Origin of the sequence: Hymenobacter sp. GOD-10R (genome assembly GCF_035609205.1) — a bacterium.
In the GTDB taxonomy this organism is placed as follows: Bacteria; Bacteroidota; Bacteroidia; order Cytophagales; family Hymenobacteraceae; genus Hymenobacter.
In genome coordinates, this window is record NZ_CP141184.1 from 3562749 (window position 1) to 3584386 (window position 21638).

At 55.6% G+C, this 21638-nt stretch carries 12 protein-coding genes and 1 tRNA gene; 8 read left to right on the forward strand and 5 right to left on the reverse strand.

Annotated features, from left to right (window positions below; all coding sequences use genetic code 11):
- Positions 1–82: 82 nt before the first annotated feature.
- Positions 83–964, reverse strand: coding sequence for an NmrA family NAD(P)-binding protein (locus SD425_RS14215; protein ID WP_324670602.1), 882 nt, complete (start codon positions 962–964; stop codon positions 83–85).
- Positions 965–1385: 421 nt separating this feature from the next.
- On the opposite strand from SD425_RS14215, the gene SD425_RS14220 reads away from it, so the two are divergent.
- From SD425_RS14220 to SD425_RS14235, 4 genes are all read left to right on the forward strand, one after another.
- Positions 1386–4547, forward strand: a complete 3162-nt coding sequence (locus tag SD425_RS14220) for a TonB-dependent receptor (protein WP_324670603.1) — start codon at positions 1386–1388, stop codon at positions 4545–4547.
- A 183-nt stretch (positions 4548–4730) separates the two neighbouring features.
- Positions 4731–6095, forward strand: coding sequence for an ectonucleotide pyrophosphatase/phosphodiesterase (locus tag SD425_RS14225; RefSeq protein ID WP_324670604.1), 1365 nt, complete (start codon positions 4731–4733; stop codon positions 6093–6095).
- 392 nt (positions 6096–6487) lie between these two features.
- Entirely contained in the window at positions 6488–8623 is a 2136-nt protein-coding gene (locus SD425_RS14230) for an alpha-L-arabinofuranosidase C-terminal domain-containing protein (protein WP_324670605.1), read from the forward strand.
- 341 nt (positions 8624–8964) lie between these two features.
- Positions 8965–11985 carry a LamG-like jellyroll fold domain-containing protein gene (locus SD425_RS14235; protein ID WP_324670606.1) on the forward strand — a complete coding sequence of 1007 codons (3021 nt, stop codon included), beginning with the start codon at positions 8965–8967 and terminating at the stop codon, positions 11983–11985.
- A 120-nt stretch (positions 11986–12105) separates the two neighbouring features.
- On the opposite strand, the gene SD425_RS14240 is transcribed toward SD425_RS14235, so the two are convergent.
- Positions 12106–13341, reverse strand: coding sequence for a DUF1343 domain-containing protein (locus SD425_RS14240; RefSeq protein ID WP_324670607.1), 1236 nt, complete (start codon positions 13339–13341; stop codon positions 12106–12108).
- Positions 13342–13524: 183 nt separating this feature from the next.
- A complete protein-coding gene (locus tag SD425_RS14245) occupies positions 13525–14763 on the reverse strand; it encodes a putative sensor domain DACNV-containing protein (protein ID WP_324670608.1) in 1239 nt (412 codons plus the stop codon).
- 235 nt (positions 14764–14998) lie between these two features.
- On the opposite strand from SD425_RS14245, the gene SD425_RS14250 reads away from it, so the two are divergent.
- From SD425_RS14250 to SD425_RS14260, 3 genes are all read left to right on the forward strand, one after another.
- On the forward strand, positions 14999–16966 hold the full coding sequence (locus SD425_RS14250; protein ID WP_324670609.1) for a gliding motility-associated C-terminal domain-containing protein: 1968 nt from the start codon (positions 14999–15001) through the stop codon (positions 16964–16966).
- A gap of 315 nt (positions 16967–17281) precedes the next feature.
- On the forward strand, positions 17282–17869 hold the full coding sequence (locus SD425_RS14255) for a cupin domain-containing protein (protein ID WP_324670610.1): 588 nt from the start codon (positions 17282–17284) through the stop codon (positions 17867–17869).
- A 1449-nt stretch (positions 17870–19318) separates the two neighbouring features.
- On the forward strand, positions 19319–19744 hold the full coding sequence (locus tag SD425_RS14260) for a hypothetical protein (protein ID WP_324670611.1): 426 nt from the start codon (positions 19319–19321) through the stop codon (positions 19742–19744).
- Positions 19745–20175: 431 nt separating this feature from the next.
- On the opposite strand, the gene SD425_RS14265 is transcribed toward SD425_RS14260, so the two are convergent.
- Complete coding sequence (locus SD425_RS14265) at positions 20176–20757, reverse strand: HPP family protein (RefSeq protein ID WP_324670612.1); 582 nt, start codon at positions 20755–20757, stop codon at positions 20176–20178.
- 181 nt (positions 20758–20938) lie between these two features.
- Positions 20939–21012 (reverse strand) — tRNA-Met (locus SD425_RS14270).
- Between the two features lie 132 nt (positions 21013–21144).
- On the opposite strand from SD425_RS14270, the gene SD425_RS14275 reads away from it, so the two are divergent.
- Positions 21145–21558: an START-like domain-containing protein gene (locus SD425_RS14275; RefSeq protein WP_324670613.1), complete on the forward strand. Its 414-nt coding sequence runs from the start codon at positions 21145–21147 to the stop codon at positions 21556–21558.
- Positions 21559–21638 lie beyond the last annotated feature (80 nt).

Below are 21638 nucleotides of genomic sequence, written 5' to 3' on the forward strand. Positions count from 1 at the left end.
GGTACCTAGGTCTACATTGTCCCGCATAAAAAAGCCCCTCGCGCGAGGGGCTTTTTTATGCGGGACAATGTGTGTTTGAGGATTATGACAACAGGTCGTGGGCGCTAGTCCAGGATAGCTGCGGATAGCGGCTGTTGTTAAGCGGCTCGTTTTGCACGCCCATCATGCTAAGCACATACTGCATTTGCTGCCAAGCCGGGTAAAGCTCCTGCTCGCCTTCAGGGTGGGCAGCGCGGACCTGCTGGATGCGCGAAGCTAGCTCGTCGCGTCCGCCTAGGCGAACCAGTTCAAACGGCGTTTTGTGTACCGCAGCGGCCACGGCGGCCAGTTCCGCTGGGCTAATTTGGAAGCTAGCAATCCGCAAGAACCGGGGCGTATGCGCATCCAAGGCGGCCGCGGCCGTAAAGGCGGCGGTGTCGTCCATGGTGGTGAAATCAATGCGCCAATTGGCATCTTCCCAGTAGCTCACGCGCTTTTGCTTGAAATCAAGCAGCGTCACGCCGTATTGCAGCAGGTCGGCGAAGGCTCCGTTGAGCACCGACGTGCTAGCAATGGGCGCTTGATCCAGTCGCGCTCGAAACTCGCGGCGCAAATCGAAGTTGCGGTTGTCGCCGGCCGGAAGCTTGGTGAAGTCGCTCGAAAAGTCAGAGGGAATGAAGCGCGGCACGCCCGCCGCCACGGCCGCCGTTAGCAATGCGGTTTGCGTGTCGACAATCACATCGCGGAGACCTTGCAGCACCGACACTACGCAGGCGGCCCCTTGGCACGCTTGCGTGAGCTGGGCAATATCCGTCATGTCGACGGTGATAAGCTGCGCGCCTTGCTCGGTGAGCTGGGCTACTTTCGCCGGATCGGCTTCGGCGCGTACCAGCGCGCGGACGGCGGCGCCCTGCGCCAATAAATTCTTGATCAGGCGGCCACCTAGGTTGCCGGTACCACCCGCGACTACTATCGTCTGTTGCATGAGCTTGCTGCTGAGAGTGCTGTGCGTGAAAAGTCAACCCATTCGTTGCGTTGAAGTGCAGGCAAAGGTCTGGCAACGAACCACGACGGGCTCATCAGTACTTGCTCTCTTCTTACAGATTCTTGCTGTTCTCGCCGGGTGTATCCACGCGCGGCAATTCGCGCTAGCCTAGCTCCTCTCCGGCGGCTTTTGCTCCTGCTTTTACCTCCTGTTAGGCTTTCGCTACTGAAGGCGTTGATAGTCTTCACGAGGCATTCTGAGGCCAGCAATGCAGCGGCGCTCTAAACGGTCAGATTACGCCAAATGTTCGTTTTAGCCCTGGTTTGACCCAAATCATAACAACAACATTGCATAGCCTTAATACTGTCTTTACACCTCGAAGGAACCTTTGCGCATCCAAATTCACCCCTTCCTCATACCAATGCGCAAAAGCTCTATTCTCTTTCCTATTTGTTGCGTCGCGCTCAGTCCGCACCTAGGTTTTGGTCAGTCGACCGACGCCTCTATTTCGGGCCGGGTTGTCGACGAAAAAGGCATCATGCTGCCGGGCGTCACCATTGTGGTGCGCAACGAAGCCACTGGTTTTCAGACCAACACTGTAACCAACGGCGAAGGTCGCTACTTCCTGCGCCAACTGCCCCTGGGCAAGCCTTACAGCGTGCGAGCCAGCTACATCGGCTCAGCTACGCAGGTCAAAAATGAGCTGGCCCTAAACCTAGGTGACCAACTCGCCGTCGACTTCAAGATGCAGCCCTCAACGGTGGGACTGAACGAAGTGGTGGTGCGCGGCAACGCCTTGAACAGTCGTGTCGACCGCCTGGGCAGCAGCACAGCCATCACCGACCAAACCATCCGGCAGATTCCGACCCTGAACCGCAGCTTCACCAACCTAGCTTCGCTGGCGCCCACCTCCAACGGCGGCAGCATCAGCGGGCAGCTCGCCTCTTCCACCAACTACCTCATCGATGGGGTAAGCGCGCGTAACAACTTGACTTCGGGCGCCGTGGGCAACGGGCCGTACTCATTGTCGCTCGAAGCTATTCGCGAGTTTGAGGTAGCCACCAACGTGTACGATGTGACCCAGGGCCGGCAAGGCGGCGGCACCATTAGCGCCGTGACCAAATCGGGCACCAACACATTCACCGGCTCGGTATTCGACTACTACCGCGCCGACTTCCTGGCTAGCCCCTACGACATTCGCGGCAACCGACGCACCCAGAACTTCACCACCAATCAGTACGGCTTCAGCCTCGGCGGACCTATTATTAAGGACAAGCTCCACTTCTTCACTGCCCTCGACCGGCAAGATCAGTCGGCGCCGTTCTTCATTGCCGATATTAAGTCCGACGCCGATGCAAATGCGCTCGGCATCAGCAAAGGCGCCTTAGATACGGTGGTAACTATTGCCCGCAACAAGTACGGCGTGAGCAACGCGAAGCAAACCGGCGAGTTTGGCCGCAAGACGCTGGCAAACACCTTCTTCGCCCGCCTCGACTGGCAGATCAACGAGAAGAACCGCCTGACGCTGCGCAACAACTACAGCGACTGGAATAACCCCAACAGCACCGACGACAACTCCGCCATCAACCTGTATGAGGTGTACGGCAACTTTAAGTCGCGGGAAAACAGCACCCTCGCTTCGCTGCGCACGCAGTTCTCGCCCAACCTGCTGAACGAGCTGAAGGTGCAGTACCAAACCGTGAAGCGCGACTACACGCCCAACGATGAGCTGCCTTCGGCCAACATTCCGCGCGCCATCGTGACGGTGCGCTCGCGCCTCCCCAACGGCCGCCAGGGCAGCACCTCGGTGCAGCTCGGTGGGCAACGCTTCACCCCCGAAAATAACCTGGAAAACCAGATTCAGCTGGTGAATACCACCTACCTGACCAAGGGCCGCTACAACTTCACCTTCGGCACCGACAACACCCTTACCTACCTCGATACCTATATTTCGAGCGAGCAGAATGGGCGTTTCGTGTTCAATAGCTTGCAGGAATTCGACAACCTGAACCCGTCGCGCTACGCCCGGGAGGTGCCGCTGCAAGGCATTCCGTCGGTGCAGCAGTACGTGCTGAACACCTCACTCTTTGGGCAGATGCAGTACAACCCGCTGCCGCACGTAGAGGCCATCCTAGGGTTGCGTTGGGACATGACGAGCTACCTGACGGCCGGCGCCTACAACCCGGTGGTGCAGGAAGCCCTCGGTTTGCGCACCAACAACAACCCCACCGACTGGAACAACATCCAGCCCCGCGTGCAGCTGACCTGGGACGTGAAGGGTGAGCGGAAGAGCATCATTCGCCTGGGTGGCGGCATTTTCTCGGCTAACCCCGTGAACTACGCTCAGGTAAACAACATCCAGAACAGCGGTACTAAGGTGGCTTCTATCGACGTGACGCGGCCCTCGACGGGGACGAACCCCGTGCCCCGCCCCGACTTCCCGGCCTACCGCGCCGACCCGAACACGGCGCCTGGCTTGCTGCCCGGCGTACCGTACGTATCGACCATCAACCTGAACAACAAGGATCTACAAGTTCCGAATATCTACAAAGCCAACCTCAGCATCAACCGGATGGTGGGCAGCTGGCTGCGGGTGGGCGCTAACTTCCTCGTCTCCTACACCAAGGACAACTACGTGTACCTGGACCGAAACCTAGTGGACCAGCCCTACTTCACGCTCAGCAATGAAGCGGGCCGCGGCGTATTCGTGCCGGCCAACACCATCACCACAGCGGGTATTACGAACAACGTGCTAGGTCGCAAAACCCAGGCTGTGGGCCGCACGCTGGAGTTCACCAACGGAGCCAAATCGTACCAGATGGCCATGGTGTTCGATGCCGAAGCGCGCTACTTCCGCGACGGTTTCTTCAACGCGAGCTACACCTGGAACTCGACCCGCGACAATACTTCCTACAACGGCAACGTGGCCAACACGTCCACGTTCCGCCCCATCAAGTCGGACCCGCGCAGCCTGAGCGAAATCAACTATTCCGATAACCAGTTCCGCCACAAGGTGGTGTTCTTCGGCACTACGCCCACGGTGAAAGGCTTTGCCCTGAGCGGCCGCTTCACCGGCCTCGGCGGCACGCGCTACTCGCTCACGGTGGATGCCGATATTAACGGCGACTTCGTGGGTGGCCCCGGCACCGACAACGACCTAGCCTTTGTGTTCGACCCGAACAGCCCCGAAACGGACCCTGCCGTGGCCGCTTCCATGCAGAAGGTGCTCGACAACCCCGACAACCGCGCCAAGGACTACATCCGCCGCAGCCTAGGTTCTATTGCTGACCGCAACGGAGGCGTCAACCCTTTCTCCGGCACCTTTGATGTGCGTCTGCAAAAGACCTTCAAGACGTTTAAAACGCAAGCCTTCACCTTCAGCGTCGACGTGTTCAACTTCGCCAACCTGCTTAATAAAGACTGGGGCGTGAACTACAACCTAGGTCAGCAGAACCTGATGTCGGTCACGGGCTTCAACCAAACCACGCGCCGCTACACTTACCGCGTGAACGAGAACGTGGGCACCACCAACCAGAACGGCACGCCCTACCAGATTCAGCTCGGCGCCCGGTATTCGTTCTAACGGAGCGCCTCACCCCCCGGCCCCCTCTCCAAAAGAGAGGGGGAGCCGAGGAGGCAACAAATAGTGGGCAATTGTTCACTATTCCTTGCTACCCGCTCATTGCTCGTCTGGCTCCCCCTCTCCTTTTCGGAGAGGGGGCCGGGGGGTGAGGCGCCCCGCTTGCACAACCTCAACTCCACAACCATGAAATCCTTCCTCACGACTCTCGGCCTAGGTCTTGGCCTTACATTTTCCTCCTTTGGCCAATCAGCCAAACACGTTGTGCTGATCAGCATCGACGGCTTTCGTCCTGACTTTTATCGCGAAGCCAAGTGGCCCACGCCTAACTTGCAGCACATGGCCGCCCATGGCACCTCGGCTGATGGCGTGCGGGGCGTGTTTCCGAGCGTCACGTATCCGTCGCACACCACGCTTATCACGGGCGTGGCGCCGGCTGAGCACGGCATTTACTACAACTCGCCGTTCGAGCCCGATGGCGCTACGGGTCGCTGGTATTGGGAGGAAAACCTGATCAAAACGCCCACCCTGTGGGATGCCGTGCACGAGGCGGGCCTGAAATCGGCTTCGGTGCAGTGGCCGGTGTCGGTGGGCGCGCCTATCGACTACAACGTGCCGGAGTTTTGGTCGCTTGACAAGAACATGGACCGCCTCACGCCCATCCGCCAGCAGACCACGCCCAAGGGCTTGTTTGAGGAAATTGAGCTGAACGCCACCGGCAAGCTCACCGCCCGCGATATGAGCAGCGACTATGTGAGTGAAGACGAGAACGACAGTCGCATCGCCGCCTACTTGCTCGAAACCTACAAGCCGGCGCTGCTTACCATCCACATCTTCGGCGTCGACCACGCGGAGCACCAAGACGGTCGCGATGGGGAGCACGTGCGTAAGGCCCTAGCCACCGCCGACTGGGCCGTGGGTAACATCGTAGAAGCCCTCGCCAAAGCCGGCATCGACAAGGAAACCGCCGTGATAGTAACCGGTGACCACGGCTTCGTCGACATCAACACGACCCTAGCCCCGAATGTGGTATTGGCTCAAAACGGTTTGTACAACGCCGAAAAAGGCGACTGGAAGGCGCAATTTCATACTTCCGGCGCCGCGGCGTTCTTGATGTTGAAAGACAAAAAGGACAAGAAGACCGTCGCACAGGTACGCAGCTTGCTCGTCAAACTGCCCGTCGATCAGCAGAAGCTGTTCCGGGTAGTGGAGCGCCCTGAGCTTGATAAAATTGGTGCTGACCCGAACGCGGTGCTAGCCCTCGCGCCTGTGCTCGGCGTGTCCATGAGCGCGGCGCGGGAGGGCGCGGTAGTGCGGCCAGGCAAAGGCGGCACCCACGGCTTCTTCCCCGATAACACGCAGATTCAGACCGGGTTTATCGGCTTCGGACCGGGCTTTACGGCTGGGCAGGTTATCCCGCAAATGGCCTTGCAAGACGTGGCACCACGCGCAGCGAGCCTGCTAGGTCTACCCTGGCCCACTGCCACCAAATCGACGACCAAAACTACCACAAGCCAACTCACTGACAATAAAGCAAATGATGACAAATAGTTAGCAGGCTCGGCGGATCAACCATTCTACCGATCTAGTGCTGGGGCCAATTGGCCATGCACCGCCGTTTGGGTTATATACATTGCTTCACTCAAACTGTGGCAGGTGGCCGAGCTTGGCGCTGATCTGCAAACTTGCTAAGCTAGGTTCTTATAAGGCCGTCCTCTCTTCTATTGGTTGAGAGGACGGCCTTTTTCATAGTGAAACGGTGAGTACTTGCGCCGTAGCTGTCGGGTGTGGCTTTGCGCAGCTCATAGAGCAGAAAGCGCCGCCTAAGTTTAGCACGCAACTGCTTCTCATTCGGAAAGTGGGCAGCAGGATAATAATTGAGGCAACTACCAGAAGAAATCCGCATCTTTTTGGCGTTTGTCGCTCTTATCTACTATCTGTTCATGAAAAAACCCACTACCAAAACAACACTTGCCCGGGCGAGCGTTGGCGTGCTAACGCTGCTAGGCCTGACCTTTCCCCCCGCGCAGGCCCAGAAGCCCACCCTCACCCTCGACTTCTCCAAGCCCAGCGCCGCGGTAAGCCCAATGCTCTACGGCTTGATGACTGAGGAAATTAACCACTCCTACGACGGAGGGTTGTACGCCGAGCTTATCAGCAACCGCATCTTCAAGGACAACCCCGCCGCGCCCGATGGCTGGAGTCTTGTGCAAGAGGGTGCGGACTCCAAAGGTGCCATCAAGCTGATGGCGGCCACCCTAGACAACGTTCCCTTCCCCGAGCGTCGTCACGCCATCAACGAAGCGCTGACTACCTGCCTGCGCCTGACCGTAGAGAAGGCCGGTGGCCGTGTTGGCGTGGCCAATGAGGGCTACTGGGGCATCCCGGTGAAGCCCGCCACTACCTATCAAGCCTCGTTTTACCTGAAAGGCTCCGGCAGTGTGCCGCCGCCCCGTCAACGGCCTGGCCAACCCGCCCCACCCGCTGAGCCCGTGATTGAGGACCAAACCGCCGGTCCTATCACGGTGAGCATCGAAAGCAACGACGGCAAAACCGTGTACGCCACCGGCACCGTCAACCTGGAGAAAAGCGTCTACTGGAAAAAGTATAACCTGGCGCTGACTACCAGCGCCAACGTGAAACCCACGAAAGACGCTCGGTTTGTTATTTCCACCAACCGCCCGGGGCTCTATTATTTCAACCTCGTTTCGCTGTTTCCGCCTACGTACAACAACCGCCCTAACGGCAACCGGCCGGATCTGATGCAGATGATGGTGGATATGAAGCCGACGTTCTTGCGGTTTCCGGGCGGCAACTACCTGGAAGGCCCCCTAATTACTGACGCCTTTCCTTGGAAAACGACCCTAGGTCCGCTGGAAAGCCGACCAGGCCATCGGGGCTCATGGGGCTACCGCGCCTCCGATGGCATGGGCCTGATGGAGTTCTTATTGTGGTGCGAGGACATAAAAGCCGAGCCGTTGCTGGGCGTATATGCTGGTTATTCCCTGAACGGAGACCATATCGACGCTGGTCCGCTGCTGAAGCCCCACGTGGAAGATGCCCTGAACGAAATCGAGTACGTGATGGGCGACGTCTCCACCTACTGGGGCGCCAAGCGCGCCGCCGACGGTCACCCGGCGCCCTTCAAACTGCGCTACATCGAGATTGGCAACGAAGACTGGTTTGACCGCAGCAACAGCTACGACGGCCGTTTCAATCAGTTTCGGACGGCTATCGAGGCCAAATACCCGCAGCTGCACTGCATTTCTACCATCGCCGATGCCCAGTTCCCGACCATGAAAGTGACGACCGGCAAAAAGCCAGAAATCCTGGACGAGCACTACTACCGCAACTCCTGGGACATGTGGCACAACGCGTCGCAATACGACAGCTATGACCGCAGCGGACCTAAAATTTTCGTGGGCGAGTGGGCTACGCGGGAAGGAGTTCCGACCACAAACTTAAACGCCGCACTAGGCGACGCCGCTTGGATGACCGGTATGGAACGCAACGCGGACCTCATTGTCATGTCGTGCTACGCACCCTTGTTTGTCAATGTCAATACGGCTACTGCCACCGCCAAAAAGGCTTGGCAGTGGGATTCGGACCTAATTGGCTACGACGCCCTGACCAGCTACGGTTCGCCCTCCTACTACGTCCAGAAGCTGTTCAGCGAATACCTAGGTACCGAAACCGTGCCCACGACGGGAGCCAACATCCCGATGCGTGAGCGGCCGCGCACCAAGCGCGATAGTACCGAGGGCACCACCCCAAAGCCCGTGCCTTCCTTGTTCTATGCCGCCACCAAGGATGCTAAAACGGGCGCGGTTTACTTGAAAATGGTGAACACCACGGGGCAGAAACAGCCCGTTGACATCAACTTGACAGGAGCCTCCAAAGTAGCCTCAACGGCAACGCTGGTGGTACTCAAAGGCGCCAAGCCGGAAGACACAAACTCTATCACGGAGCCAAAGAAGATCGTGCCGGTCACCTCGAAAATTAAGCGGGTGGCGCCTCGCTTCACCCGGACGCTAGACCCGTATTCGGTCACGATCCTGCAACTGCAAGCCGGCTCATAGAGCATCTGCTGCCCCGGTGCACTTCGCACGCCATTAACCAAACGCCCGACCTAGGTTCAACTTAGGTCGGGCGTTTGGTTAATGGTCATGGGCATATAGCGCGGGCTACTTACTCTCGTTACTGTACCTAGCCTGCACGCCAGCGGCCACTTATAACTTCCCGGCATTTTACCTGAAGCTCAGCAGAGTACAGGAGAGTTTAGCTAGGTTAACCTAGCTCTTTTACCTCCACACCCTGCTTGCTGACCCGCGCAATCGGCTTTGGTCAAATTCTGCTCTGCTTGCCCTGCCGGCAAGCCCCCGACGTTTTAAAACCCCACCAAAACAAACTTTCCTAGCAGATGAGAACAAACGTTCTACGCTGTACGCGTGCCTTAAAAGGAGGTACGCTTGCCCTTGGCTTATTGGCCGGCACCCAGTTGGCCGCGCAGGCCCAAACCCTAGCTTTCCCCGGCGCGGGTGGCTTCGGGCGCTTCGCTACCGGTGCCCGGGGCGTTGCCAACCCCACGGTGTACGTCGTGACCAACCTTAACGACAGCGGGCCGGGCTCTTTGCGCGACGCCGTGAGCAAGCCGGGGCGCTTCGTGGTGTTTGCCGTAGGTGGCATCATCAACCTATCTTCCAACCTGAGCGTGGCCCCCAACACCACCATTGCGGGGCAAACGGCGCCCGGCGATGGTATCGTCACCTTCAATAAGCGCGTCACGTTCACAGGGTCGAGCAACACCATTTGCCGCTTCTTTCGCATTCGGTTGGGCTCCACTGGCAACCAAGGTAACGATGCGTGCGGTCTGGCCAACGGCTCCAACATGATTTTCGACCACATGTCGTTTACCTGGGGCATGGACGAAGTTTTCTCCATCAACTGGGACGGCAACGGCACGGCACCCGACAACATCACCGTTCAAAACTCGATCATCGGGCAAGGCCTACACCGCGCCAACCACTCCGCCGGGGGCCTGATTCAGACGCCTGACGGCGGCAAAGTGAGCTTGGTGGGCAACCTCTACATCAGCAACAAGACCCGCAACCCCAAAGTAAAGGGTATCAATGAGTTCGTGAACAACGTGGTGTACGACTGGGGCAACGGTAACCGGCTCGGCGACAACCTCAACTACGGCTGGTCGGCCGATGCCTACATCATGGGCGGTTCGGCCGGCGTGTCGGAGGTGAACATCATCAACAACTACTTTGTCGGCGGTCCGCTGACAACACCCACGCTGAAAACGCCTTTCTCGCGGGGCACCGGCACGTTCAACTTATTCGGGGCCGGTAACTACTTCGATAACAACAAGAACGGCGCCCTCGACGGTGCCGCCGTGCCCTACGACACCCTAGGGTATCCGGGCATTGCGCCAACTGGTTTTCGAACGCAGCCATTCGCCTACCCCACTGCGCAACCTAAGTTTACAGCGGCGCAAGCCTACCAGCAGGTTATCGACAGCGTAGGCGCCACCTACCCGCGCCGCGACCAGGTGGATAACCTCATGGTGGAAGAGGTGAAATCGAAGGGCACCAAGGGGTTGTACGTGTACAATGAAACCGATCTGCCGTTCGCCAACGGCGGCCTAGGGGTCGTATTCAACGCTCCCGCCCGCTCGGATACCGACAGCGACGGCCTACCCGATGCGTGGGAAGATGCCAATGGGCTGAACAAGAACAACCCCGCCGACGCGGTAGCCTACAGCAGAGCTAGCCCCCAGTACCTCAACATTGAGGTGTATATCAACAGCCTCATCAAGACGCCCGCGCCGGATTTCGTGAAGCATCCTACCGGCATCACGCTCACGGCCACGACCACGGAAGTGCCCACCCCGAGCAGCAAGGTTGTGGTGACCTGGGCCGACAACTCCGACAACGAGCAGTACTTCGTGCTGGAGCGCTCCACCGATGGCATTGCCTTCACCGACATCAACCACCCGGCTGCCAACGCCACCACCTACACCGACCAAACGGGCCTAGTACCGAACCAGACCTATTATTACCGCCTAAAAGCCGTGGGTGATACCGGCTCCTCGGCCTTCAGTGCACCGGTTTCGGCTAAGACACCGCCGCTTCCCTCGGCTCCAACTGTTACGAACACGCCCACCCCCGCCGACAACTTCCAGTACGCGGAGGTGAGTAATGGCAAGCTGACCCTGAAATGGCTCGGGGCTACCAATACCGTGACCTACGTGGTGAAGTTTGGTACCGACCCGGCCGCACTAACAACCCGCGCAGAACTGCCCTACTCCGCTACTCCTTCCTACGAGGTGAGCGGGCTCTCGGAAAATACCACCTACTACTGGCGCGTAGATGCCGTGAATGATCGTGGCACGGCCGAAGGCGCGCTGTGGTCCTTCCGTACTACCCAATACATTGCACCTCAACTGGTTGGTCACTGGGGCTTCGATGAAGTGGAAGGCACCCAGATTCTGGATCAATCGAGCTACAACAACACCGGCGTGCTAGGTCTCGATGACGATGATGCCAGTATCCGCATTCCGGGCAAGGTGTTCAACGCCCTCGACTTTGCCACCGCCCGCCCGGATATGTACGTAGTGCGCATCCCCCAGCAGGATCAGCTCTACCTCGATCAGCAATCTTTCTCCCTGTCTTTTTGGATGAAAGCCAGCGCGGCGCAATTGCCCCAGGACAACAACACGAGCGCCTACCTGCTCTGCAAAGGCTCCATCACCCGCAACGCCACCACAGGCGCCACCGGCAAGCGCTTCAATATTGAGTTTAAGAACAAGCAGCTGCGTTTCGCCATCGATGACGATAAGAACAAGGACGAGTTGCAAGCCACCGGCGCGCCCTTCTTCACCAGCGAGTGGGTGCACGTAGCGGCCCTGCGCGACGTGCCCAACAAGAAGCTCCAGCTGTACCTGAATGGCGTATTTGTGAAAGAAACCGCTACCAAAGCCCTAGGTATCGGCGAAGCCAGTGCCTTAATTGTGGGCAACATCGGAGAGCTAGAGTTCTTGTCAACAGCAAATCAACCCGCTCCTTACCAGGGCGCTTTGGATGAGCTAAAGGTGTTCAACTTTGCCCTTACGCCCGCGCAGATTGCCCAGCTGGCAGCCGGCCTGCCGCTCGCTGCTCGCAATGCTAGCAAGGCCAATCAGCATCTGCTCGAAGCATTTCCCAACCCGTTTGCTGGGCAGGCCACGCTTCGCTTCCGCGCGCCGGCCACAGGTACCGCCCAACTACACGTATTCAACGGATTGGGGCAACAGGTAACCACGCTGTTTGACGGCACGGTCCAAGCCGGCCGCGACTACAACTTCACCATGGATGGTACCCACCTAGCTAAAGGCATGTACATCGGCCGCCTGACTACCAATGGTACAGTGGTCACCCAGCGCCTATTGCTGAAATAGCCGCCAGGTTGAACCTAGGTAACTACGAGGCGCTGGCGAAAGTCAGCGCCTCGTTTGCGTTGAGAGGGCAGCAGGCTTAGTTAGCCTACATACTCAAGAGTTACCGCTAAAAGAGGCTTATCAGGGATACAACGTGTACTTCTTGCGCATGGCTTTGTACGCGGACAACTGCGGTTCCCAGCTTTGCCGAATCTCCTGCTCGCTCTTGCCCGCTATAATTTGTTCTTTCAGTAAGGTGGTACCGGCTAGCGCATCGAAGTTATTCATCTGTTTGCTCTGTGTGCGATCGAAGAATTGCGCTTTATTGGGGGAGGCGCGGTAGAGTTCCAGCAGCCACCCTAGGTTGATTTTACCGGCGCGCCGAAGTGCCGTCAGGTTGTAATTGCGCAAATCAAGGCCATAACACATCTGGTCCTGGTAGAGTGGCGTTTCGGACTTTCCCGGCAGACTCACCGGCGTGAAGGAGAATGGATATTTGCCTTTTAGCGCTGGGCTGCCTAGCACCGAGAAGGGCATGTACGTTCCCCGTCCCTGGCTAATAACGGTACCCTCAAACAAACACAAAGAAGGATAGAGGCCCACTGCCTGCTGGCTCATCAAGTTGGGCGAGGGTCCCATGGGCAACGTATAAGGAGCTGTGTGCGAATAGTTTTTAACCGGAATGATTTTGAGCTTACACGCTTTCTGGTTCGGCAGCCAGCCCTCCCCGTTGATCATTTGGGCGAACTCTCCTAGGGTCATGCCATGGGTGATGGGCACGGGAAACTGACCGATCCCCGACTTCAGCCGCATATCGAGCACAGGACCATCCACGTAGCCGTTGGGGTTAGGCCGATCAAGCAACACCAACTCCTTGTCTGCGGCTGCACACGCTTCCATAATATCACGTAGCGTGTTGATGGTCGTGTAGAAGCGGCACCCCACATCTTGTAAGTCGAAGATCATTATATCCAGCGCCTGTAGCTGCGCGAGAGTAGGCTTACGCTGAGCACCATACAACGAGACGACGGGCAAGCCGGTCGTTGTATCGACGGCGTCTTGTACGTGAGCACCATTGCTGGCATTACCCCGGAACCCATGCTCAGGGCCAAATATCATCCCGAAGGTGATGCCGAGCTGCTGGAGGGTATCGACCAAGTGCTTTTTACCTACTACTGACGTCTGGTTGCCTACTAGTCCAACACGCTTACCCCGCAGGTAAGGCACGTACGCCGCGAACTGTTCTGCTCCGGTTCGGATAGGCTCTTTCGCTGAGAAGGTCGAGCGAACTACCGTATCGGACCGAGCAGCGAGTGGCACAGCGCTCGGCCGCGGAAGAGTAAGTAAGACAACGAGCACTAAGAGAAGTAGACGCATGGCAAGCAAGGGAGCAATGGAACAAGCATACGGGTAGCAAGGAACCCACCCAGAGAATTTACCTATAAGGTACACAACCAAAGGAATACGCCGCGACTAATCCGCACCATTTGCTGCTTCCACTCCTTTTGGAGCCGTGCTACCTAGCCTACCGGGAGGTGCTCTGGATAAGACAGGCAATCGTTAAAAGGAGAGTTGGTCCCAGAAAACCACATTGCCGGCTTGCTGATGCACAAACTGCACGCTCCCATCCTGCGACACGACAATGGCTAAGCAGTCGGGTGCGGCCAAGCACAGGCGGTAAGCCGCTCGGTGGCGGGTACCGCCGTGGTCAGCGGGCACTGGCTGCAGGGATACAGCTTCCATATCCATGGCCCGATACACCTGCGTCAGCGGCACTTGCGTGGCTTGAATTTCAATTCCAAAGCCTATGATATCAAGTTGCTGCGTGAGCACCAGAGCCCCATCCACGGCCCCCATGTCGGCGATATAGTCGGCGAAGCGGTCTATTTCCGCCGTCAGCGCCTGCAGCTCTGCATCCGAAGAGCGTTGGTAATGCGCCCAGCTGAATTCGCCCAACTCTATTAGCCGCTGCACGATGGCATGCATCAGATTGGAGTAACGGGGCCCTACCTCAGGAGGCAGCAGCCGATACTTCGGCCGCAGCAAACCGCCCGGCGTAGTCAGCGATGCTACTCGGTGAGTAGGCACCAGTACCACCAGTAATCCGTGACCACTGACCCGCGAGCGGGTAAGGGCACGGCGTTGCATGTGTAGCACGAACTGTATGATGCACTCTTCCTGCACCACCGTCCACTCCTGGCCCACTGCCGCAGGTCCGGCGAGCTGCCGATTCTCAAAAAAATGCCCCATCCCCCAGGCCTTAGGAAATTGCAGGAAGCCGTGCCCTTCAATGCGCCCGCGCTGCAGTGTAAGGATGCGGTGGGCACCACTGTAGAACACTAGGCTGCCCGGCCCACTTATCTGCACGAGTAGTGCCTGGGGCGCGACAGCCCTCATCTCCTGTGGATCATCCAGCACGTGGTCCCACGCATGACCACTGAACAACAAACCCCACAGTCGCAACTCCCCCGTCGCCATCGGCTCCACGGCTAGCAGGCTGCTGCGGTGCTGCACAGCGGGACTCAAGCGGCGCAGTTCCTGCTCATTCCAGGCGCGTGGCTCGGCGAAACGGGCTATATGAAAATCCGTTAGCCTAACCGGTTGCGCTTCTAACTGGGCTTGCGAAGCCAGCACGGCATGGCACACAACCGATCGCCCTTCCTCGGCCAGTAAGCTAGCTTGGTAGAGCGTAGAAATAAATGCCGTGAGCTGATCTAGAGGAGGCAGTGAGGCGGCTTGCGCAGACCAGCGCTGTTGAAGGGCCACGGCCAAGTCTTGCGGATAGTAGTGCGCAGGCATGCGGAGAGAGGTCTGGAGAAGACAGATGAGGTGCCAGGGTAGCTAAATCGCCGAGTACAGGCAAGATACCAAGTCAGCACCAACTGCTTAGTATATGACTCGGGCCGCGTATAGCGCTAGGGTTGACAAGTTTCTTACAAGTCCACTACTTACATTAGGCACAGTTAATCAATTAGTTGGTTCCAATCGTATGGTTATCGTAAGGCGTACAGCGTCTGTTCTGCTCCTATGGCTATTGGCAGGCCTTGTTCCGGCTCTCGCTTCTCACTTGGTTGGAGGAGAACTAACGTATAAGTTTCTAGATGCCGCGGGTCCTGTCAGCCAGCCATTTCGCTACCGAGTAACAGCGAGAATCTATTTCAACAAAGAAGATGGCTCCGCGGCTCCCAACGGAACGCCTTCCATTCCGATTCGGCTCTACAGCAAAGCGCCTGGCAAAGGCTTGTTACTGTCCGTGAATGTGTTGCGTGACAGCTTCGTGGAGATTACGCCAGCTACCCCACCAGGATGTGCCGCTCTCGCACCCCGCGTTACCCTAGCTATATACGATACCATCTTCAGTTTGCCGGTCGTGCCCGAAGGGTACGTAGCGCAATTCACTTCTGCGGCCCGGAATGTTGGCATAACAAACCTGCGCACTCCCTCGACGGAGGGCATCACGCTGGCAGTGGATTTAACGCCCGGTACGCTCCCCAATACTTCACCAGAATTTACGAGTGATGCTCTGATTGTGGTTTGTCGCGGCCAAACTGTTTCCTCTCTGAACAATGCCTACGATGCCGATGGCGACCGGCTGAGCTACAGCTTAGTTGCTCCTGCGGGTAATCCTGATTTTTCCACTTTCATCCCGACGACTGTATCCGTGCAGTATGCAGCGGGCTACAGCGCTACGCAACCCTTCGGCAACGTCGGTATGGCTACTATTGATGCGGGCACTGGGCTGGCGCAGTACCGGAGTTCCACACAGGGCTATTTTGCCCTAGCAGTCGACGTGCAGGAATACCGCATGATTAATGGAAAGGAAATCTTGCTTGCCACACTCCGGCGCGATATACAGGTAGCCGTATTGAATTGCAACGGACCCGATAACTCATCGCCCGTCTTTTCTGCGGCAACCCTAGCTCAACGGGACATGCAAGTAGAGGAAGGCCAGGCCCTGCAATTCAATATTATGGCCCAAGACCCCGATAATCAACGCTTAACCATGACCGTAAGCAGTGGATTGCTCGACGGTGCAGGCCCTATTGAGGCCACCCTCAACGGACAGCCGGGTGCCCCAGTGGGTACCCGGGCAGTGGGAGTAGTCCAGGTAACGGGGCAGGGTACCGTCAGCGGAATTTTTAGTTTACGGGCCGGGTGCGGGCTGGCGCGCGTCACCCCCTACGACATAGTAGTAACGGTAGCCGACGAAGCATGTGCCAGCAAAGTCATTGCCCAGGTATTCCGCATTACCGTGGTGCGGCCCAAACTTATTGTTCGCATACGGGGCGATTCGGTGGTGTGCGCGGGAAGCACTGTCTCCTACACTGCCGTTGGCCCCGTTCTCGATCAGTACCGGTGGATAACCCGTGGCGGACAGGTGGTAGGCTCCCCTACTAGCCGCACCGTGCAGGTGCGTTGGAGCAATGCTGGTAAGGGCGTAGTAACAGTCAGCGGCCTGCTGGCGAATGGCTGCCTCACAGACTCGGTGTCTCACCTAGTTACCATTGGTAGCGGGCCCATCATTACAGGACCTACCACTTATTGTGCTCAGACCCGCAAAGGCCTACGTTATACGGTAGATGGCATACCGTCTGCCTTCCAGTGGACAGTAACAGATGGTCTGCTGGTAAGCGGCCAAGGGACCAATGAAGTGCGCGTAGATATCAACGAAGGAGCCGTTGCCACAATTCAAGTAGTCGATCTGGCATCGCCCTCCTGCCCCACCCTCCTGCGCGTTGAACCGGACAGGCGTTGCCTAGCTTTCTACAACATCATCACCCCCAATGGGGACCACTTGAATGACGTGTTTGTCATCACGAACCTAGCGTATCATCCTGGTACAGCTCTAGCTATTTTTAACCGCTGGGGGCACAGCGTGTACCAGACGGAGGATTACCAAAACACCTACAATGGCGAGGGTGTTAGTGCTGGCCTCTATTTCTATCTCTGCCGCCTAACGGATGGCACCACCTATAAAGGCTGGTTTGAAATAGTGCGCTGAGCCGCCCAAATGTACTCTACTACACCTTTTTAGGTAAAACAGACACCTATTTGAGAAGCTGTAGGAACAAACCGCAGCCAGCTAGGTCGGCGACCTTGAAGGCGACGGCTTGCAAATAAGAAGTAGCACTAGACGAACGAGTCGATGTGACGCATTAATTCGTCCTCTGCAACCAACCGCCTAATCATTGTATATCACCCTATTATGTGATTGCGCAGCTATTTCTTGTCGCCGATCTTACATGGGCGCTGCTCTTCAGAAGAAGCGTGTTCCAGCGAAGTTCCCCTGTTCGATTGCACTTCATTCTGCTCTATCATGAACCGCGAACGTTTTCTTCGTGCCTGCGTGGCAACCGCTACATTCCTAGCTTTTCCGCTGACGCGAGCAGCCAAAGCACTTACCCGCTTGCGCGATGGGAAGGGTTTCGTAGTAAAAGTAGGCCAGGACCGCAGCAATCAACCCATGGCGTTGTTCGAGGGCGACACATTTTGGTCGAAAATCAGTACCATAGATACCGCAGGTGACTTGTATGTCTTTGAGTCGCGCCGTGTCAAGGAAGGAGGCCCCTCCCACCACTACCACTTTGAACAGGATGAGTGGTGGTACGTGCTGGAAGGAGAATTTCAGTTTAAGATTGGCGATACCCTCACTCACGCAACGGCTGGGGATAGTGTGTTTGGTCCCCGTATGATCCCGCATAGCTTTGCCAAAGTAGGTCAGGGAGCCGGCCGGCTATTGATGATTTTTCAGCCAGCTGGTCGCATGGAAGAATGCTTCCGCCAGATCAGCCAAGGCGTCACCCGCAACATGTCCGAAGCCGAACAAGACCATTTTCGGGAGACACACGGCTTCAAACGCATCGGCCCACCTATTGGCTTAAGCAAGCGCATGGTAGACAAATAGATAGTACTTACTACTCTACTGCGGTGCAGCAGTGTTACTAGCGCAGGCATGCGTTCGTGGTAGCATTGAATGCTAGCGGTCATGAGCAAGCGACTATATGTTTTGGGGTCTTATTCAGTTGTGACCTTATAGGATTTTTTGAGAGCATGACTACGCCGAAGTAGGCCCCAATACTAGCGGTGCAGGAAGAGGTACATTTTCCTTTCAACCACAAGGGTGCAAAGAGCTTTTTCCTTATAGGATAAATCGTATTGAGAAGTACTTAGGAGCTACTTATTACTTCTTGCAGCAAGGAAAATTAGGTGGAACCTAGCTCCAACAGCCCGTACAACTCGACATGCACCAGCCACAGATTATGCCTAACGTTACGGTACCTAAGTCACCTTCCATAACTTTCATAACTCTCTGATCTTGAAATCACTGCACATATTGGTACTGAACTAACCGAAGTGTTCAATCTTTAAATAGTAAAATACAATTATTATATATTAAAATATAATTACTACTATTGTTTATTCTATGTGTATCTGATGTCCTCTACCTCTGTGCTCTCGCTCCCTACTTTGCATTTTCCATCAGCAACGAGTCCTTTGTCCTTAACTGATGCTGCACCGCACCTACAACGCTGGCAGCGCAGCTATTTGCGGCGGCAGCGGGCGCAAGCTCAGGCCCAAGTAGGTCCTGGCATAAGTTCCTGGGCACCACGCGTTTGATGTAGAACATAGTCTGAGAGAAAAAGGCTGGCACTTAACACAAATCTTGACAATTAGGCTTTAGAATTGCGTGCAGATCCAAACAGCAATAGCTAGGCACGCTTGGATGAAGTACTATCCCTAGCAAATTTTTTGTTCTACAACGTAACTAAGCAAACATGCTGCGGCCGTTCCACAGTCTGTAAGTACTTCTATCACGTATAATGTATGTCCCTGGTCATACGTTAGAGAGAGTATGAGAAAGCTGCTGTTGATCCTCGTGCTGCCGGCATTACTGTTAACCGACTGCACGAACCGGTACCGCCAACTGAATACGGGCGGTGCTCGCCACACCCGAAGTAATTTTCACCGTCGCCCCTAGTAAGAAAGCCTCAGTTCACACTGGGGCTTTTTTTGATATAGCGAAGAGCAGTCGAGACGGACATTGAAATGCTGCTCCTGCATGCACCCAATCTAGCTAATCGAGTGTGGACTCAGACTATTCTCCTCCCTCCTCCTATACAAGTGCGCGTAGTGCTGCCTAGAAAAGGCTAGGATAGCTATACGTCAAAAGCTCCGATGTTAATAAAATCACACGACGCAACGATCCCTGCTAGCTTAAGCCAAAGAGGTTAAATAGACTCAAGCACGCATTGTGCCGACGAAATTTCTCCGTCGATAGCTCAGATGCTATCAGCGAGGTGTTGCTAAAAGGATTAGCGAAACGTAAATTCGCTGAAAACTTTCGCTATTCAGAATGGCAACTAGCAAAACAACTCGGCAAGTCATTGTTACTGATGAGCACTCACTATACGAGTCCGAGCCCAATAGTCTATATCCTGATGAAGCACAAGAAGAGATACTGGATGCCTCCTTGTGCCTTAGTTGCGGAGAGCCTCTCGCCTGGCACGAAGTAGCTTGTAGCACATCACCTGTGCCTATTCCGGAAGCCGATGCTTCAGAAGAAACCAGTACTCTCCTGCGTAGTCCTGCTTCCTGCTTTGCTTATGCGTTGGGTCAGCCAGTACAACCTACTCCTGGTGCACCAGCGCGTAATATTATCTGGCGTGGCCAGATGAAAGAGCGTCACCCACGTACCAAGTTATGGCTCCGCGTGAATGTGTACCAATTAGATGACGGCCATTGGGACTGCTACCGTGAAGATGAGCTGCAAGCCGCTTAAAGTCTATTGAGCTACAACTACAAACCTGACGCTGCTGAGGCTAGCTTTGGCGTAGCCATTCACTCTTTTGTCTTTCCAAAGCTTCACTTAATTACTTTATTAAGAAGCTTATCAATTTCGATAAGTTGTTTTTGCAGGTGGCGTAAAACCTAGATAGTTGACTTATACGAACATGCGCCTAAGCTACCGCGTGTTCATCTATCTAATACTCGCATCGGCCATTTCGCACCCGGCAGATTGCATATCTAGTTTTTAAGTCACCACTGCTACTCGGGAGCCGTCATTGGACGCTGGGTCGTCGCTGGTTAATGGATACCTACGTAGATGTTGTCATGGCGAGTTATCGTACCCAGCGGATATTACTTCAAAGAATCTGGAGCCTGGGAGCAGGCTATTGGTTTTGACCCGAGTTAGCAATCCGATACAGCATGTTATTGATATGTGCGTTGCCAGAAGCGATACCAATTTCTATTAGCAGGATAATGGCGGGTGGGAGCAAGATTATTAACAACGACTGCAACTAGCAGTAACAATAGAACACCTGTAAGCACGGGCATTAATACATACCCGTAACCGAGCGCCCTCAACTGAGGTGAGCCAATGATGGCAATCAACGCTGTAGCCCCGCCAGGTGGATGCAGCGTTTTGGTGATTTGCATTCCTATAATGGAAAGTGATACGGCCAACGCGGCTGCCAACCATAATTGTTGCGGGATGAACTGATGCACAGTCACCCCGATAACAGCACTAAGTACATGGCCGCCCACGAGGTTGCGCGGTTGTGCTAAAGGGCTATTGATAACGCCATAAATGAGAACCGACGAGGCACCAAACGAGCCAATGAGCAACGGTGCATCCGCTGGGGCAAGGCGATATTGACTGAGTAAGCCAATTAGACCGATACCTAGGAAGGCACCTAGAAAGGTCCAGAGGTGCTCTTTATAATCAAATAAGGTTTCCTTATATACAATCACCTTGAGCCGGCGCGTATGGCGTCGTAGTCTGGTTCGCATAGATTCAAAAAGGTAAACGCTGTTCTTACGCTGTTTCGTCGGTAAGCGTATGGCAGAGAAGCACAACGAACATACCCGCTCCGGGAGGCAGAACACAAGCTACAGAAACAAACTTTAGTCTTCCGAAGTATCGCCTGAGAAAACGAGAACGGCCTTCCTGAATCAGGAAGGCCGTTTCTTGTAGCGGGGACGAGAGTTGAACTCGTGACCTCAGGGTTATGAATCCTGTGCTCTAACCAACTGAGCTACCCCGCCGCGTTTGGTGCCGCAAAGGTAGACACAAGATTTAACCTGATGCAAGCGTTGTAGAAAAAAAAGATTTGTATATTGGTTGCAGCCATCCAAAATCTGCGCTGATGGCCTAACACCTATTTTGCCGCTTTGCTTATGCCGCTCTCTGCTACTCGTACGAAGCACCGTTTTATGGTAGAATACCCGGTCAATGCTTCACCAAAGATATTGTATCCGTATTTAGCTTCACCTTCTGGTCTGGGTCAATGGTTCTGCCAAGAAGTACGCCTCGAAGAAAATCAACGCTATAACTTCATCTGGGACAATCAGTCCCACTTTGCTGAGCTCAACTCGCATCGCACCAACCGCTCGGTGCGTTTTGTGTTTTTAGACCAGGACAAGCGTCCGATGACCGATGCCAACTACCTCGATTTCACCATCGAAGAATCTCAGCTAACCCAAGAAGTGTTCTTGCGGGTGCTGGATTACTCGGAGGAAACGGACGATATCGAACTTCAGGAAATGTGGGATGGTTTAGTGCAACAACTACGTGAGTTGGTTGGCGGCTAGGTTTTTCTATTAATTCAAAGGAAACGGGCGCGAAACGAGCCGTATCTTCGTTTCGCATTTACGCTTAGCACGCCAAGCGC